Genomic DNA, 17,146 nt, shown 5'->3' on the forward strand with positions numbered 1-17,146 from the left:
GAGCTTCCGATCAGAACCCTCTGTCCGCGCTATGCCTTGTCTATGCGCGTGGCGTCCATGCGCGTGGACTCCACGGGAGGATGAAGCACCAGCACCACCACGACCACGACAAGGACGAGCGCGGTGAGGGTGACAGGGATCGGCAACACCGGATCGAGCAGCACCAGCAGGGCGCCGAGAGGAACGACCGTGTTCACCACGCGATCGGCGTTCTGGCGGATCGCGATCCACCAGATGCCCACGAGGAAGATCGCGATCGGGATCGTCACCGTGAACGAGGCCGCGAGGTTCGACAGGTGGCTCTTCCCGGTCAGCACGTCGATCTCGACCTCGATCCCGGCCGAGAAGGCCGCCGCCGCGGCGAAGACGAAATAGTGCGTATAGCCGTAGCGCAGCGAGCGGCCGAAGCTCGTGATCGCACGGTGATGCGGGGGCCAGAAATAGATCCACCACAACGACGCCGTGACCACGAGCGTGAGGACGGAGATCGCGATCAGCGGGCCGAGACTCTCGACCTCGTGAAGCGCATCGATGATGGCGTTCGCGGATGCGAGAAGGCTCTCACCGAGCACGATCAACGTGAACAGCCCGTAGCGCTCGGTGATGTGGTGCGGATGCCACGGCGTCTGCCTCCGGAATTCGGCGAACACCGGAACACTGATCTCGATGAGGGCGAAGACCACGAAGGCGGCGAACTGCAGAGGTCCCGCCGGGATCAGGAGGAACAGGATCCACAGCACCTGGACCGCGGCGATGCCGAACGCGTACCGGCGCGTCGCCGAACGCAGTTCACCGGCCGATCGTGACGCTCGCAGCCATTGCGCCACCATCGCCACGCGCATCACGACATATCCGAGTACCGGGATGGTGAAGTCGCTCTCGTTGAACGCCGCGGGGATGCCGGCGGCGAAGACGAGGACTCCTCCCATCTGCACGAACGTCGTGACGCGATAGAGCCAGTCATCGGTGTCGAACGACGTGGCGAACCAGGTGAAGTTCATCCAGGCCCACCAGATCGCGAAGAACAGCATCGCGTAGGAGGTGACCCCGTGCAGGAAATCCCCTTCGCTGAGGGCATGGTGCAGCTGTGCGGAGGCGATGCTCACCGCCACGACGAAGACCAGATCGAAGAAGAGCTCGAGCGGGCTCGCGGTGCGATGCGGCTGAGAAGGGTCGCGCGGCAGCATCGTTCGGAGCTGGAAGCGTGGAGTGTCGGTGTTCGCGGTCACCGCGACAGGATAGCCCCCGACCAGGCGCTCCTCGCCGCCCCCGTTCGTCCATTCACCAGAATTACCTTCCCGTGGCGACGATGTTCCGCTACAGTGGATCAGGTCTGCAGTGCCTGCTGTCAGCGCTCACCGTGTGGGACGGTGAGAACGCACTCCGTGATGTGGGAATCACGGAGAGTTTCAGCAGGACCCGAGGGGTCGGGACGCAGACGAATGCCGTGAACGTGGGGTTCATGGTCTGGGGAAACTGGGGAAACACATGTCGCACTGGGGATTTTTGCGTACATTCACGGCTCACGAGGCCTCGGCATGACTTCCGTCGAGGATGCTCTGAGCATCGCTCGAACGGGCTTCGTGCCGGTCGCGGCTCCGCGAGCTGCCAAGTCGGTGACGCGCACGGTGGTCACACCGCGTGCTTCGGCGACTCTGGAAAGACGCCGTCAGTGGGAGCGTCGCTATCGGATGCGTCTGCGGACGACGGATGCAGCTGTCATCCTGTTCGCGCTCGGTCTGACGGCAGCGGTCCAGCTGGCCTCCGGCGTCTCCGGGGTCGAGGTCATGCGCGACGGCATTCCGCTCGCCGCGCTGTGGTACCTCATGCTCAGCGCGATGCACACGCGGGACGCCGCGTTGTTCCGCGCTAGTGCCACCGAGTATCGGGGCGTCGTGCACGCCTCCGGACTCGCCTTCGGGATCATCGCCATCGTGGCGGTCCTGCTCGCATGGAAGTCGATGCAACTGACGCTGCTGCTGGGGCTGCCCGTCGGTGTGCTGACTCTTCTGGTGACCAGGTGGCTGTGGCGCCACTGGCTGCAGAAGCAGCGCTCCCAGGGGAGGTTCGCCTCCCGCACTCTCGTCGTCGGCAACAGGGACGACGTGGAGTATGTGGTCCGGACGCTGCACCCGATCGGCGCATCCGGCTACAAGGTGGTCGGCGCGACGCTGCTCGACGGCAACGCGCGCGACATCGTGATCGACGACACGAGGTTCCCGGTTCTGGGGAACGTGAACTCCGTGTCGTCGGTCGCGGCCGAAGTCGGTGCAGACACGATCATCGTGGCGAGCCGCCCCGAGGGTGAGCCCGAGTTCGTCAAGCAGCTGAGCTGGCAGCTCGAAGGGACCGCTGCCGAACTCGTGCTGTCCAGCCGACTCACCGATGTGGCGGGTCCCCGCATCTCCTTCGCCCCGGTGGAGGGCCTGCCACTGATCCAGGTGCAGATCCCCACCTACGAAGGCGGCCAGCACCTCCTGAAGCGTGCACTGGACGTCGCCGTGGCGACGCTGGCGCTGATCCCGATCGGTCTGCTGGCTCCCGTGCTCGCCGTGCTCATCAAGCTGGACTCCCCCGGTCCGGTCTTCTTCTTCCAGGAGCGCGTCGGCCGTGACGGTCGCCGCTTCAGGATGGTCAAGTTCCGCTCGATGAAGACGGATGCCGAGCAGCAGCTCGCCGCCCTCAAGGAACAGAACCAGGGCGCCGGGCTCCTCTTCAAGATGAAGGACGACCCGCGCGTCACCCGCGTCGGCAAGGTTCTGCGCAAACTCTCTCTCGATGAGCTGCCGCAGTTCTGGAACGTCCTCATCGGCGACATGAGTGTGGTCGGGCCGCGCCCGCCGCTGCCCAGCGAGGTCACCGACTACGACGGCACCGTCTTCCGGCGCCTCTACATCAAGCCCGGCATCACCGGTCTGTGGCAGGTCTCCGGGCGAAGCGACCTCTCCTGGGATGAGAGCGTCCGCCTCGACCTGCGGTACGTCGAGAACTGGTCCGTGATGAACGACCTGCAGATCATGTGGCGTACCGCCAAGGTCATGGTGCAGCCCAGCGGGGCATACTGATCGGATGAGCAATTCGAACCGCCTCACCATCGCGATGGTGGGGACCCGAGGAGTGCCCGCGGCCTACGGCGGTTTCGAAACCGCCATCGAAGAGGTCGGACGCCGACTCGCGGACCGCGGACACGATGTCGTCGTGTACACCCGCGGCTCCGAGCGGCGTGAGAAGGAGTACCTAGGCATGAGGGTCGTGCATCTTCCTGCCGTCCCCGTGAAGCAGATCGAGACGCTGAGCCACACCGGGCTGTCGGCGTTGCACCTCGTGTTCCGCCGGCGTCCCGACGCGACGTTCGTCTTCAACGCGGCCAACTCGCCGTTCCTGCCCCTCTTCCGGCTGCGTCGTGCACCGGTCGCGCTGCACATGGACGGTCTCGAATGGCGACGCTCCAAATGGGGGCCACGAGGCAAGGCCTACTACCGCTGGGCCGAGCAGTTCGGGGTACGCACGGCAGATGCTCTGATCGCCGATGCGCCGGGGATCGCCGACTATTACCGGCACCAGTTCGATGTGCCCACCGAACTCATCCGCTACGGCGCCCCCATCCTCGACGAGCTTCCCGAACGCGGCGTGGCCGAGATGGGGCTCAGCACGAAGGGCTATCACCTCGTCGTGGCGCGGTTCGAGCCGGAGAATCACGTGCTGGAGATCGTGGAGGGCTACCGAGACAGCGACGCAAAGCTCCCTCTCGTGGTCGTGGGCTCCGCGCCGTACAGCGCGGGATACACCCAGGAGATACAGCGCGTGGCCGATGGCGACGAACGGATCCGCCTCGTCGGTGGCGTGTACGACCAGGAACTGCTCGACGCGCTGTACGCGAATGCGCTCACCTACGTACACGGACATTCCGTGGGCGGGACCAATCCCTCGCTCCTTCGGGCCATGGGGGCCGGGACCGCCGTGATCGGCTTCGACGTTCCCTTCAACCGCGAAGTACTCGACGGCAACGGGTGGTTCTTCGCCGACGCCGCCGATGTCGCTGCGCACGTCGTGGCGGCCGAGGCCGATCCGGCGTTCGCCGCGGCACGGGGCACGGCGGTGCGGGAGATCGCCCGCACCCGGTTCCGCTGGGACGACGTCGCGGACGAGTACGAAACGCTCGCGCATCGGATCGCCGAGCGTGCGACCATCCACCCATCGGCGCGACGAGCACGTCGCCGACAGACGGACTGGGCCCCCGCTCCCGCCGCGGCGGACGCCGGAGCGGACGGCTCATGAGCGGCAACGGAGGGCAGCGCACCGTCCTGCTCGTGCATCCGGGTGCCGAGCTGTTCGGTTCCGACCGCATGCTTCTGGAGAGCGCGATCGGCCTGGTCGAGTCCGGGGCGCGCGTCGTCGTCGCGCTTCCGAGCTCCGGGCTCCTCGTGAAGGAACTGCGTGCTGCCGGGGTCGAGGTCGTCATCGTCCCGATGCTCGTGCTGCGCAAGGTCCTCCTGACGCCCCGAGGGCTGCCCAAACTCTTCCGTGACACCTTCCGTGGCCTCGGTGCCGCGTGGCGCCTGCTCGGCCACCTACGCCCGGACGTCGTCTACGTGTCGACGATCATCATCCCCGAATGGCCGCTGATCGCCCGGCTGCGGGGCATCCGAACGGTGAGCCACGTCCATGAGGCCGAGGCTTCGGGAAACCGGCTCGTCAACGGCATCCTCTACTCCCCGCACCTGGCCTCCCACCGCACCCTGGTGAACAGCCGATTCAGTCTGGACACGATCCACGCCGCGCTGCCCGCCCTCGCCCGGCGCTCACACGTCGTCTACAACGGCGTCGCCTCTCCCTCGCATCCGGTATCGCCCCGCCCCCACACCGACGGGCCGCTCCGTGTGCTCTACATCGGACGTCTCTCCCCTCGCAAGGGGCCCGATCTCGTGATCGAGGCGGCTTCCCGACTGCACGCCGCCGGACGCGCTGTGGACGTGACCCTTCTCGGCGCGGTCTTCGAAGGCTACGAGTGGTTCGAGGCCGAGTTGCGGGCACAGGCAGCCGATGCCGGGGTCTCCGTCGACTTCGCCGGGTTCCATACCGACATCTGGCCGTTCCTGGAGAAGACCGATGTGCTCCTCGTCCCCTCGCGGATCGACGAGCCCTTCGGGAACACCGCCGTCGAGGGGATCCTCGCCCTGCGCCCCGTGATCGCCAGCGACAGCAGCGGTCTTCGGGAAGCAGCAGGCGGCTACGGCACTGCGCAGCTCGTCACCGCGGGCGACCCCGACTCCATCGCAACGGCCCTGACCGATATCGACACCCGCTGGGACGAGATGGTCTCGAGCGTCGCGGACAGCCGCGCAGAGGCACTCCGTCGACACGCTCCCGCCGTCTACCGCTCGAGCATCACAGCGCACGTGCTGAGCTGACGGCCGCCGACACACTGCCTCCGGCGTCGATCCGCCCGGACCGGACTACACCGGGTCGAGATCTCCGACCGTCAGCCGCTTCTTGTTCCGGACGATGTAGATCGAGAACGGGATCAGCTGGCAGACGACGAGCGCGAAGGCGACGCCGATCAACGGTCCGGCGATTCCCAGCACCGGGGTCAGCACGAACGAGAGCGTGATGCCGACGGCGGCCATGCTCAGCGTGGGGATCACCTGGAAGCGGATGCCCGGCTTGTCCATGATGAACATGCCCAGGGGGTACACCGCCGCGGTCATCATGATCATCAGACCGAACGCGAAGATCGTGCTCGGCCGCACGGTGAGCTCACCCTGCGTGATGAAGCCGAACAGCCACGGACCGACGAGCCACACCATCACGGTCGCGACGGCGATGGCGGACGCGAACAGCACAGACAGCAGGAACGGCCCGCGCCGGAGATCGCCGTCGTGTCGACTCTTCGCGAAATGGGGCCAGAGCGCGAGTCCACCCGCCATCACCAGTCCGTTGAGCGCGAAGAAGACCTGTCCCGCCACTCCGTACTCCGCCACATCGGTGGGACCACCGAGCTGGGCGATCACGTACCGCTGGGAACCCACGGCGATGGGATAGGTCACCATCTGCGCCAGCATCGGCCACCCCACGTCCATCACCCGGACTCCCGGATACCGCCGAGGGCGCAGGACCATCCGCGCAGCCGCGGGAATCAGCGGGGATGTCGTGCGCGCCGTGATGAGGATGCCGAGCAGCGAGACGATGAAGGAGGCCGCGAAAGAGGCGATGGCGACGAAGGAGTGAAGGTTCTCACCGCCGAACGTCAGCATCAGCCAGACGCCGGTCATGGTCAGGGGTGAGATCAGGCCCTGGAGGAGGATGACGATGTGGTTGCGGCGCTGCCCCAGCATGATCCGCGCCCAGACCCCGAGGGGGATGCCGAGGCAGAAGATGGTGACGCAGTAGAACGCGGCCAGCGAAGCGCCGGGGCGACCGCCTGCTTCGCCGAACACCAGCTCCCAGGCTCCGGTGAGCACGAGGATCGTGTTGATCGCCATCGCCGTCGCCGCGAACATCAGCAGAACGCGGCCGACCGATGTGAGCTGATATCGCAGCTTCTCGTCTGTACGCACGTTCTCGCTCGTCGCGACCGCGTTGACCAGAACCGCCCCGCTGCCGAGGTCGGTGAACGTGAGCAGAGAGGGGATCGTCGTCAGCAGCGTGTACAGGGCGAAGCTGTCGACGCCGGCACCCCCGATGATCATCCGGGTCGTGAGGACGCCGCAGACCAGCGCGATGACCATCGTCAGCGCACGCGCGCCGACGGCGAGAAGAGAGCCCATGCTTACATCGTCACCGGGGCAGGGCCCCCAGCGTCGTGCTGCTGCCGGGGAGTCGTGATACTGAAGCGATATCAGACGGCACCGGGACGGCAACAGAGCCCTGGGCGGCGGCGAACGGCGGAAGCAGCGTGAAGGAGCCATCGACGACCGGAGCACCCTCGATGAACTGCGAACGCCGGTCCTGACCCGTCGTGGCCGTGAACCCGGCGAGCGTATCGCTCACGGCGGGGTCCCTGGAGACCGCTCCCTTCGACCACGCGGAGAACCATCGGGGCGTCCCCGGCGATGTGCGCTGGTAGAGGTTCCCGTTGACGCTCGACACCATCTGGGACCCGGTGTACTGCATGGAGAAGTCCTGCACGCAGACCAGGCAGTTTCCGGCGCTCTCTGCCATGACGTTGTTCGACATCACGACGTTGCGCACGATCCAGGAGGCCTGCGGCGCGTACCGTGTGCGCGGGTCGTGGCCAGGCGTGTTCGGGTCGGACGCGCGTCGGGCATCCATCCCGATGCTGATGTTCCGGTTGCCGTTGCCGACGAAGGTGTTGTTCCAGATCTTCACATTGCCGGAATTGAGCACGAACAGACCGAACTCGCCGTTTCGGGCGATGACATTGTCGGCCACGACGGCCCGCTCCGACAGTTCGACCAGGACGCCGTGGCCGGTGTTGCCGATCACGTCGTTGCCTGTGAACGCGATGTCGAGCACCGATTCGTCGAACCACGGTCCTCGTCCGTCGTTGCCGGTGAATGCGCTGTCCGTCACCGTCACCCCGCGAGTCCGCGTGACCTTGAAGGCGCCGGAGACCGGGGAATCGTTGAAGTGCTCCATGTTGTTGCCCACCGAGAGCATCTGGGTCACTCTGAGCCCATCCGCCTGCGAAGCCCCTCCTCCGAGCAGGCCGTTCCCGATCAACGACACGCGGGTCAGCGTCGTCCCGGGGGCCCACGAGTAGAAGCCCGTCGTCGAGTTGTCGCGGATGGTCACGTCGGTGAGCGCGACGTTCGGGGCTGCCGCGATCACGGTGCCCATCTGCGGAACGCTGGTGGCGTAGCGGCGCACGCCGATTCCACGCACCTCGCTGCCTGCCGAGCGGATCGACAGAGCCTGCGTGAGCACGCTCGCCTCGACGGATGCGCCCGTGGGGTTCGTTCCGATCACCAGGCGCTTGGCCGCATCATCGACGAAGAAGGTGCCGTCCGAGACCTGCGATGCAGAGGCCACCTCCCGCAGCTGCACCCCGGCGACCCAGACCTGGTCGGGGTGTGCGGCCATCGGGTGGGCCGGATCGACGAAGCGCCACTCGGCCTGAGTGTTGTCCGGCGCCCCCTTGGTGTAGGTCGGACTGGCGTCGAGAGCCGTGTTCCAGCCCTCGACGACCCATGTGCGTCCCGAGGCCTTCCACCCCGTGACCGGCTTCGCACCGTCGAGCCAGACCGACTCGTTCGGTGCCGGTTGGATCGTGACCCGCTTCTGCGCGGGCACCACGATCTCCTCGTGGTAGGAACCGCCGCGCAGGACGATCGTCCCTCCGTTCGGAACGACGCGCAGCGCGGCAGCGACCGTCTTGACGGGCGAGTTCTTGGTTCCCGAGGCTCCGTCGACTCCCGAGGGAGAGACATAGACCGCCGTCGCCGGGGCGTCGTAGGCGAGCGTTCCGGGCGCATGGGCACCGGGAGTCCCGCGCACGCCCTCCGGCGTTCCCGGCGGCACCGGCTCGGGCTCGGGCGCCGGTGTCGGAGTCGGAGTCGGAGTCGGCGTCGGCGTCGGAGTCGGAGTCGGAGTCGGCGAGGCCGTCGGCTCGGGCGACGGGGATGGTGTCGGCTCCGGCGCAGGCGTGGGCTCGGTGGAAGGTTCCGGCACCGTGGTGGGAGTGGTGACTGAGACGTCGTCGATTCCGACCGGAACGGCGGTCCGAGCACCCGAAGACGTGTAGAGCGAGAAGGCGTAGCCACCCGCCGCCTGGATCCGGTCAGCCGAATCGTCGGAGTACGTCACCTGCCAGTCAGTCGGCTCCGCAGCGCCCGATTCCCAGGCCTTGGCGCCCAACTCCACCGGGCTCGTGCCGGTGACGCTGAGTGCCACGGTCAGCGTGGTGTCGCCCGTCACCGTGAGCGGGAGTCTGCGCTCGCTGAGGTGCTGCACGCGCATGAGGTCCGTGAGACGCACGATCGACACATAGGCAGAGCCGTCGGGATGCACGCGCACACGCACCCCATAGGAGTCGGCACCGGACACGCGGACAGCCTGGGAGAGGTAGAGCGGCCCTCCCACCGGAAGCTCGGGGACGGTCAGCGAGAAGCGGCTGTCCACGTCGGTCGCGGCGACACCGTCGACGGTCGCTCGGGCGGTGATGCCGGGCTTGCGGCTCGCGAGCAGGGCCTGCGCGCCTGTCACGCTCGCCGTTCCCTCCACGACGCGCCAGGGCCCCTCGGGCGACGAGCCCCATCCGGAGCCGACGGCGCGATCCATGTCATCGTCGATGACCGGGGTGTCCGCCGATGCCTGGGACTGTGCGAGAGTCACGGCGTCGTCGGCCAATGCCGACGACGGAACGGTTGTCAGCGCGGCAGTGAGCGCAAGGGTGGCCGTCAGTGCACCTGCGAGGAGCTTTCGAGAGCGTCGCCGAGGCGGAGTCGCGGACTCGCGTGATGCGAGATCGAGGAACGGAGTGGACACGATGTCACCGTCTTCTGGGGCAGATTCATGATCACCCCGCATCTCCGCCGCAGTTTAGACCCCGGCAGCAAAGAGCGAGTCCCCCTCGCAACTCATGAAGAATACCCGGCTACCGGGGCAAAGACAAACGAACACCGCGTCACACCGATATACTCCGTCGCCTGCGCGGTGTTTCCGCGTCGAGGCATCGCGTCAGTCGCTGTAGTACTCGCTGCGGTGTCGATCCGGACGAGCACGGTTCAGGACGGTGCCGAGGATGCGCGCGCCACCCGATTCGAGCGACTTGACGCTCTTCGCGAGGGCGGCGCGACGGGTCTTGGTCGCGTCGACCACGAGGATCACGCCGTCGGTCTGGGTGGCGAAGAGGTTCGCGTCCGCCACGCTCAGGATGGGCGGAGAATCGATCACGACGTAGTCGTACTCCGCCGCAGCGAAGTCGAGCAGCTGCGCCATGCGAGCGGAGGTGAGCAACTCCGCAGGATTCGGCGGGATGGTGCCGGCGGGGAGGATGTCGAGTGTGCTGTCTGCCACGCTGTGCTTGGCCACCTCGAACTCGACCTCGTCGAGCAGCACGCTCGTGAGTCCGATCGAGCCGTCGATGCCGGCGTGCTCGTGAGCCCGCGGCCGCCGCATATCGGCGTCAATCAGCAGGACGGAGTTGCGCAGCCCGGCGAGCGTCATGGCGAGATTCACCGAGACGGTCGACTTGCCCTCGGACGGCATGCCCGACGTCACCAGCAGCACCTTCACCCGTGAGGAAACGTTCGCGTAGGCGAGCGCCGAGCGGATGCGACGGAACTCCTCGGAGGTGTGGCCCAGCGGCTCCTGGGCCACAGCGATACCGCGCATGGCCAGCAGCGGAGACTTCGAGACGACGCCCAGCACAGGGTCGCCGCCCGCCTCGGTCAGCGTCTCCTCGGTGCGCATGCGGGTGTCGAGCACACCGATCAACGCCGCGATGGCGAGTCCGAGGACGCCACCCAGGAAACCTCCGAGGAGGGCGTCGCGAGGCTTGCTCGGTGTGAACTGGAACTCGGGCACGACGGCATCATCGATCACCTGAGCGGTGATCGTGGATTCGCCCTGTGGGTCTTTCGGCGCCACATCCTTGACCACGATGATGAGTTGTTCGGCCACGGCGTCGGCCAGCTCGGCGGCCGCCTTCGCGTCATCGGTGATCCCTGTGATGCGCAGCGTCACGGTGCTCTGCGGGATCGTGACCTCGATGTCACGCGCGAGAGCGCGCGGCGTCGTGTCGAGACCGAGCTCCTCGATGACGGGATCGAGCACCCGCGAGCTCGTCGCGAGCTGCGCGAAGGACAGCATCTGGCTCTGCGTGTACACAGAGCCCTGGTTGAGGTCGGAGGCGCTGGTGCCCTGATTGAGAGCGAAGTAGAGCGAGGTCGTCGCCTGGAAGAGCGGGGTCTGCAGCGAGGCGTACCCGTAGGAGCCCGCGGCCCCGACGACCCCGAAGAGCACGACCATCCACCAGAACTTGCGCAACGAGCTGGCGATGACGCGCAGACTCACCCGGCTCTCGCCCATGACTCCCCATTCCCCCTCAGACTTCGATTCTAGAGGAGTGTTCGATTCCACGACTTCATGACTGTGCAGGGCGCTCCACGGCGCCACGGGGCGGGCGCGAAGTCTCGAGCGATCCCCGCCGTATCTCCACAGGTCCCTCGCGCCTTCCACCGAGCGCGTCGGCGTCGCGGGCCCACGTGATCGCGAGCCCCACGCAGAACCAGAGGAACATGCTGTACTGCGTGATCAGTGCGACCACCACGAGGCTCGGCAGCTGCCCCACGACGGCGATGGACGCCGGGCTCCGGGTCGAACGTCGCACGGTCATGATCGCCGCGCAGACGATCGCCGCCATGATCAGCAGGGTCGGCACGTAGCCGTAGCGGAGCAGGGTGAGGACGAGGGCGTTGTCGACGGAGCGCGCGAAGTAGCCGAGGTAGTAGTCACCCGAGACGAGCGAATGCCAGTCCCCCGGATTGCCGAAGAGCTGCACCTGCTGGAGGAGCACGAGGAGGTCGGTCCGATAGTCCGCGCTGCCGCCGGCCTCATCGCCCGCCGCCCCGAAGACGGAGTCGATGATCGGGATCGCGATGACGGTGCCGATGACGCCGGCGGTGACGATCGCGACCCGGAACCGGGTGGACACCCCGACGATCAGGAACGTGGACAGCACCAGAGTGAGCACGAGGGTGAGCTGACCCGCGCGACTGAACGTCAGGACCGTCGCCACGGCGATGAGTACGACGCCGCCGATCTTCGGGACCAGACGCCACTTCGTCGCCACGATGAACGCCGACGACATCGCCAGGGCCGCTCCCAGGGCGATCGAATGCCCGAACGCGCCTTCCACCCTCAAGACCCCGCCGCGTTCCTGCAGGGGGCTCCAGGTGTCGTAGATGACGCCCGATCCCGGGATCAGCACGAACGGGTTGAACGACGTGAAGAACTCGACGATGCCGAGGACCGCGGCGATGATCGCGACCACGGCGATCGTCGACGTGACCCACCCCGGCGCGACGCGGGCGAGGACGACGCGCCCCCAGAGGTAAGGGATGACCCACTCGAGCAGCGCGGCGACGAGAGACGGAAGGTCCACCGAGCCGAAGCCGTACAGTCCGACGATGACGATGATGAACGCCACGACCCAGGCATCCGCGGCGCGCAGAGGGACGACGGACCAGTTGACGATGATCATCAAAGCCGTGAGCAGCGTGATCGCCGCCCAGTAGAAGCCGACGTTCACGCCGACCCAGAGCGGCACGAAGAAGAGCACGCACGCCCAGGCCACGAAAGCGGTGCGCGGCATCAGCCGGAGCACGAACACGACGATGGCCACTGCTGCGATTCCTCCGACGGCGAGGAGCGCGATCGGAACAGCAGTGGCCATGCGTCAGGATCTTACTGGGGCGCGGTGACGCGGAACGAATCGAACGAGACGTTCAGAGGCGCCGTCGAACTGCCCGACCGGTTGCCGCTGAGGCCGACCGCTCCCGCAGCCAGCGGCGTCGCATCCGTCGCGTTGATCTGCCAGTTCGCCGGCTCGGTGGTACCCGTCGCCCAGATCTTCGCCGAGATGGCGGTCGAGGTCGACCCGGTGACCGACACCTTCAGGCTGTACGACGTGTTCGCCGCCCAGACCAGCCCGGGCACGGCCTGCGTGAGCACCACAGTCCCTTCACGGTGGACCACGAGCCACACGGTTCCGTCGGGACGGAGCCACGCGCGGGCGAAGTACTTCCCCGCGGCCGTCTGACGGGCGATGACTCCGATGTAGGCGCCACCTGCGGCGGGAGCCTGATCGACGCGGAACTGCGTCTCGAGGAGGGAATCACCGATCGACGTCGTGTTGAGCGTCGCATGACGGGTGTCTCCGGCGACCAGGCTCAGCTTGCCCTGGCCGTCGGCGACGGTCGCCGCCGCCTGCGAGCCTCCGGCGATGCTCCAGGCACCGCCGGTGACCGCGCTCCCCCAGCCGGGACCAGCGGTGCGGTCGAACTCATCGCTCGCCAGCGCTGCCGGGTTGGGCTCAGGCTGCGGCTCGACAGGAGGTGCCGTGACCGTGACCTGCTGGGTGGCGGTGTTGGTCGCGCCCTTGTCGTCCGTCACCGTGAGGGTCACCGTGTAGGTGCCCGCCGCCGTGTACGCCCGCGAGCTCGTCGCTCCGGTGCCTGTCGTTCCGTCTCCGAAGTTCCAGGCGTAGGAGGCGATGGTGCCGTCCGAGTCGGTCGACGCTCCGCCGTTGACATTGACGGTCAGGCCCGTGGCCGTCGCCGTGAACGCGGCGGTCGGCGCGACGTTCGTCGGCTGAGGCTCGGGCTGCGGTGTCGCGGCTCCGAGGTTCTTCAGCGTGAAGTCGTCGAAGCTCGCGAGGTTGGTGCCGGTCGCGCTGCCGGCTCGGTAGGAGAACACCGTCGGGGCTCCGGCGGCCTGGAGGGCCGGCGTCGCATCCGTGGTCGAGAGCTGCCAGTTGGCGGGCTCTGCAGCGCCGGCCGCCCACAGCTTCGCGCGGATCGTCGTGGTTCCGGAACCCGTGGTCTCCATGGCGAGGTTGAAAGTGCTTCCCGCGGTCCACGTGAGACCGGCGACCGCGGTGCTGGCGATGGCCGTTCCGTTGCGGTGGATCACGAGCCACGTGGTGCCGTCCGCACGGTGCCATGCGAGCGCACGGTAGCCGTTCGAACCGGAGCGACGTGCGCCGAGTCCCTCGTACGCGACACCCGTCGACGGTCCGGAGGCCAGCGAGTAGGTGATCCGCGCCGACGTGTCGAGGAGCGACGTGCCCTGCAACAGCATCTCGCGGGTCTCACCCGGGGTGAGATTCACCTTGCCGACGCCGTCGGCGACGGAGGTGACGGCGGCCGAACCGCTCATGGGTGCCCAGGTGCCGCCGACATCAGCCGCGCCCCAGCCACTCGAGACGACGCGGCCGAACGAGTCGGATGCTGCGAACACCTGCGCCTGAACGGTCACGGACTTCGTGACGCTCGCCGAGCCGCCGAGGCTGTCGGTGACCGTGAGGGTGATGTCATGCGCACCCGGCTGGGTGTACGTGTGGCCGGCGGTCGCCCCTGTACCCGCAGGCGTTCCGTCGCCCCAGTTCCAGGAGTAGGAGAGCGTCGCCCCGTCGGACGCGCTCGACCCTGCGGCCGAGACGTCGACGTTCATCCCCGACGCGGTCGATGTGAACGTCGCGACCGGGTTCGCATGGGTCGTGACGGCCTCACGCGTGGTGGTCGCCGTGCCACCACGGTTGTCGGTGACGGTCAGGGTCACCGTGCGCGTGCCCGCCGAGGCGTACACGTGGCTGGCGACCTGGCCGCTCGACGTCGATCCGTCGCCCCAGTTCCAGTCGTACGAAGCGATCGTGCCGTCGGAGTCGGTGGAGGCGGAGGCATCGGCGGAGACCGAGAGACCGGTGCCCGTGACCTCGAAGGAGGCGGTGGGCAGCACATTCGCCGCCTGGACCACGACCGGGTTCTCGGTCGTGGTGGCCAGCCCGTTGCTGTCCGTGACCGTGAGCTTGGCCGTGTAGGTTCCCGCGGCGGTGTAGGTGTGCGAGACCGTCTGGCCGGTGGCCGTCGCCGAGTCGTCACCGAAGTCCCAGCTGTAGCCGGTGATCGTGGCCGAGCCGGTCGGTGCGGATGCACTGGCGTCGAACGCCACCGCGAGATCGGTCGGCGTCGCGGTGAAGGCGGCGGTCGGCGGCTGGAAGCCCTTGCCGATGCCGTAGTGCGTCTGCACCTGTGCAGCGGTCAGCGCGTAGGGGTAGACCGCGACCTCGTCGAGCGCACCCTTGAAGTTGATCGAGCTCGGCGCGGACGGCCAGCCGTTGAGGTTGTCCCCGCCGACGCGCCAGTAGCCGACGTAGTTCTCGGCAGTGGTCGCACCGGCTGCCGATGAGACGAGAGCGCCGTCGATGTACAGCTTCATGCCGGCAGCGCTCTGCGTGGCCACAGCATGGTGCCACGCATTGTTGTTCAACGCCGTGGAGTTCTGTACGGTCTGCGTGCTGCCGTTGTACGTGCCGAAGACCAGCCGACCGTTGTTCGTCATGTAGAGATGACGGTCGTAACTCGTGGAGTCACCCGAGGCCGCGTTCCCGTAGCCGAGAAGCTTCCCACCGGTCGTCGTGTTCGTCTTGAACCACAGTTCGGTCGAGAACTCCGTCGGGGCGGCGATCTTGTCGGTCGACGAGATTCGTCCCGTGCTCGTTCCGGAGAAGGTCGAGGCACCGGTGGCGGTGTTCTCGACACCGGAGGTCGACGACGTCACGCCCGAGCCGAACACCGGCGGGTTCGCCCCCGCCCAGTCCTGCGGCGCGGTGCCCAACGGGTAGTACAGCTGCGGGCTATCCGTGATGACCGCGTTGGTGTAGCTCGAGACCGTGCCCGATGCGACGGTCACGGACATCGCCTGACTGCTCACGGTGTTGCCGTTGCCGTCCTTCGCGACGACCGTGTACTCCTGCTGCGACCCCGGCGTGGCGGTCTTGTCTTCGAGGATGACGGCCGGTCGGTTCCACCAGGTTCCGTTCGCCGTTGTCGTGGCGACAGGGGTCGCCGTGCCCGTGCGACGGAGCTCATACGTGAGCGTCAGGTCGTCGCGGTCCCAGTTGGCCGGGATCGAGACGCGGACGCGACCCGGAATGAACGACTGCGCAGTGCCTGTCCAGTTGGCCGCGGCGAGGCGGGGTCCGTCCTTGGCTCCGCCCGGAGGGTTCGTCGAGAAGCGCACGAGGCCCTCGAATCGACCGTTGTTGACCGAGCGGAACTCGCCGCCGATCGAGATCATGTTGCCGGCGCCGGTGATGGAGAGTCCGGCCTGACCCAGGCCCGTCGTCACGCCGACGGCCCAGTCGGGCGTCCAGGCGTAGGGAGACGGCGCGGGGGTGCCCGCCCAGTTCTTGTAGGTGCCGCCGGCTGCGGGCTGGTTGCCCAGCGAACCGCGGGCATCGGCCGTGTACGCCTCGGAGTAGCGGTGCGTGCGCGGGTTCTGCTCGGGGTGCAGGTTCATCGTGCCGCACGCGTGCGTGTGGCTGGTCGTGTAGACGACCTTGCCGGTCGAGTAGACGCCGTAGTGGTCGCCGAGGCAGTCGGCGATCCAGCGGACCTGTCCGGTTCCGGCCTCCGCCGCGAACGTGCCCTCGAGGTTTCCCGTGGCGGCGTCGGCGTAGACCCAGCCGGTGCCGTAGACGGCCGTGGCATCGGCGGCGAGTCCGAAGATGCCGGCCTTGCCCGAGTTGCTGCCCGTGTTGGAGCCGTTCTTGACCGTCTGCGGGAGCGCCCACGACGAGTCGACGGCACCGGTCGTCTTGTCCAGCGCGACGGTGCCGCGCATGGTCAGGTCGCCGTTCACCTGCGAGAAGCGGCCGGCGGCGATGACGTTCTGACCCGCGGGGTCCATGACCATCGCGTCGACCTGGAGGTCAGTCTGCGGTGCCCAGCTCAGCAGGGCACCGTTGGCGGCGTTGAAGCCGGCGAGGTTCTTGCGAGCCGTTCCGTTGCCCTGCGTGAACAGGCCGCCGACGTAGACGCTCGATCCCGAGGTGGCCAGCGCGTAGACGCCGCTGCCGCCGATGGACGGCGAGAATCCGGGGACGAGCTGACCGGTCACGGCGTCGAGGGCCGCGAAGTTCCAGCGCGCCTGACCGTTGACCGAGTTGAAGGAGCCGCCGATGTAGATGCGGCTCCCGTCGGGCGAGGCGGCGACAGCCTTGATCACGCCGTTCACCTGCGGGGCGAACGACAGCAGCTGGCCGGTGTTGATGTCATAGGCGAGAACGTTCGAACGCGCCGTCAGGCTCGTTCCCGGGGCAGCCAGGGGCGCACGGGCGTTGTCGAACTTGCCGACCGCGTACACGGTCGAACCGATGGTCGTCTGAGACCAGACGTAGCCGTTGTCGATCTGCACGGTCGGAATCGGATCCGACGTGACGACGTTGTCGTCGCGCTGCAGCAGGGGCGGTGGTGTCGACGGGACGTCTGCCGACGCCGCCTGTGCACCCAGTGTCGTCATGCCGGCGACGAGCAATGCCGCCGTCACGACAGACGCAAGCGCGCTCAGCGCCCGCCTCGTGGTCGATGTGTTCCCCATAGTGACTCCCCAGCCGCCAGTTTTCTTCTTCGAAATTGAGTTAGTGCGATGAAAAACCGAAAGTGATGCGAAAGAATGCGTG

General features: G+C 67.4%; 9 protein-coding genes. 3 read left to right on the forward strand and 6 right to left on the reverse strand.

Translation table 11 applies throughout. From position 1 onward, the window contains the following. Positions 1 to 29 precede the first annotated feature (29 nt). Entirely contained in the window at positions 30 to 1,187 is a 1,158-nt protein-coding gene (locus L687_RS26045) for a low temperature requirement protein A (protein ID WP_031206786.1), read from the reverse strand. Between the two features lie 351 nt (positions 1,188 to 1,538). Here L687_RS26045 and L687_RS26050 point away from each other — a divergent pair, with 351 nt between their 5' ends. The 3 genes from L687_RS26050 to L687_RS26060 are packed head-to-tail and all read left to right on the forward strand — an operon-like array spanning position 1,539 to position 5,411. Beyond that, entirely contained in the window at positions 1,539 to 3,065 is a 1,527-nt protein-coding gene (locus L687_RS26050) for a sugar transferase (protein ID WP_021198738.1), read from the forward strand. A gap of 4 nt (positions 3,066 to 3,069) precedes the next feature. Then, the gene (locus tag L687_RS26055; protein WP_021198739.1) at positions 3,070 to 4,278 is read left to right on the forward strand and encodes a glycosyltransferase; all 1,209 of its coding nucleotides are present in this window, start codon (positions 3,070 to 3,072) and stop codon (positions 4,276 to 4,278) included. Next, positions 4,275 to 5,411, forward strand: a complete 1,137-nt coding sequence (locus tag L687_RS26060; RefSeq protein ID WP_021198740.1) for a glycosyltransferase — start codon at positions 4,275 to 4,277, stop codon at positions 5,409 to 5,411. Before L687_RS26055 ends, L687_RS26060 begins: the two co-directional genes overlap by 4 nt. A 45-nt stretch (positions 5,412 to 5,456) precedes the next feature. Here L687_RS26060 and L687_RS26065 read toward each other — a convergent pair whose 3' ends face one another. The 5 genes from L687_RS26065 to L687_RS26085 all read right to left on the reverse strand — a co-directional run bounded on the left by L687_RS26065 (position 5,457) and on the right by L687_RS26085 (position 17,064). Beyond that, the gene (locus tag L687_RS26065; protein ID WP_021198741.1) at positions 5,457 to 6,767 is read right to left on the reverse strand and encodes a hypothetical protein; all 1,311 of its coding nucleotides are present in this window, start codon (positions 6,765 to 6,767) and stop codon (positions 5,457 to 5,459) included. A 10-nt stretch (positions 6,768 to 6,777) separates the two neighbouring features. Then, positions 6,778 to 9,447, reverse strand: coding sequence for a right-handed parallel beta-helix repeat-containing protein (locus L687_RS26070; protein ID WP_021198742.1), 2,670 nt, complete (start codon positions 9,445 to 9,447; stop codon positions 6,778 to 6,780). Between the two features lie 192 nt (positions 9,448 to 9,639). Next, on the reverse strand, positions 9,640 to 10,992 hold the full coding sequence (locus L687_RS26075; protein ID WP_021198743.1) for a polysaccharide biosynthesis tyrosine autokinase: 1,353 nt from the start codon (positions 10,990 to 10,992) through the stop codon (positions 9,640 to 9,642). Between the two features lie 55 nt (positions 10,993 to 11,047). Then, complete coding sequence (locus L687_RS26080) at positions 11,048 to 12,358, reverse strand: hypothetical protein (RefSeq protein WP_021198744.1); 1,311 nt, start codon at positions 12,356 to 12,358, stop codon at positions 11,048 to 11,050. An 11-nt stretch (positions 12,359 to 12,369) separates the two neighbouring features. Beyond that, on the reverse strand, positions 12,370 to 17,064 hold the full coding sequence (locus tag L687_RS26085; RefSeq protein WP_021198745.1) for a PKD domain-containing protein: 4,695 nt from the start codon (positions 17,062 to 17,064) through the stop codon (positions 12,370 to 12,372). Between the last annotated feature and the right edge of the window lie 82 nt (positions 17,065 to 17,146).

This window comes from Microbacterium maritypicum MF109 (genome assembly GCF_000455825.1).
GTDB lineage: Bacteria > Actinomycetota > Actinomycetes > Actinomycetales > Microbacteriaceae > Microbacterium > Microbacterium maritypicum_A.

Coding starts and splice junctions, on each gene's coding strand:
- L687_RS26045 (WP_031206786.1), bottom strand. CDS start 1,187: ATGCTGCCGCGCGACCCTTCTCAGCCGCATCGCACCGCGAGCCCGCTC.
- L687_RS26050 (WP_021198738.1), top strand. CDS start 1,539: ATGACTTCCGTCGAGGATGCTCTGAGCATCGCTCGAACGGGCTTCGTG.
- L687_RS26055 (WP_021198739.1), top strand. CDS start 3,070: ATGAGCAATTCGAACCGCCTCACCATCGCGATGGTGGGGACCCGAGGA.
- L687_RS26060 (WP_021198740.1), top strand. CDS start 4,275: ATGAGCGGCAACGGAGGGCAGCGCACCGTCCTGCTCGTGCATCCGGGT.
- L687_RS26065 (WP_021198741.1), bottom strand. CDS start 6,767: ATGGGCTCTCTTCTCGCCGTCGGCGCGCGTGCGCTGACGATGGTCATC.
- L687_RS26075 (WP_021198743.1), bottom strand. CDS start 10,992: ATGGGCGAGAGCCGGGTGAGTCTGCGCGTCATCGCCAGCTCGTTGCGC.
- L687_RS26080 (WP_021198744.1), bottom strand. CDS start 12,358: ATGGCCACTGCTGTTCCGATCGCGCTCCTCGCCGTCGGAGGAATCGCA.
- L687_RS26085 (WP_021198745.1), bottom strand. CDS start 17,064: ATGGGGAACACATCGACCACGAGGCGGGCGCTGAGCGCGCTTGCGTCT.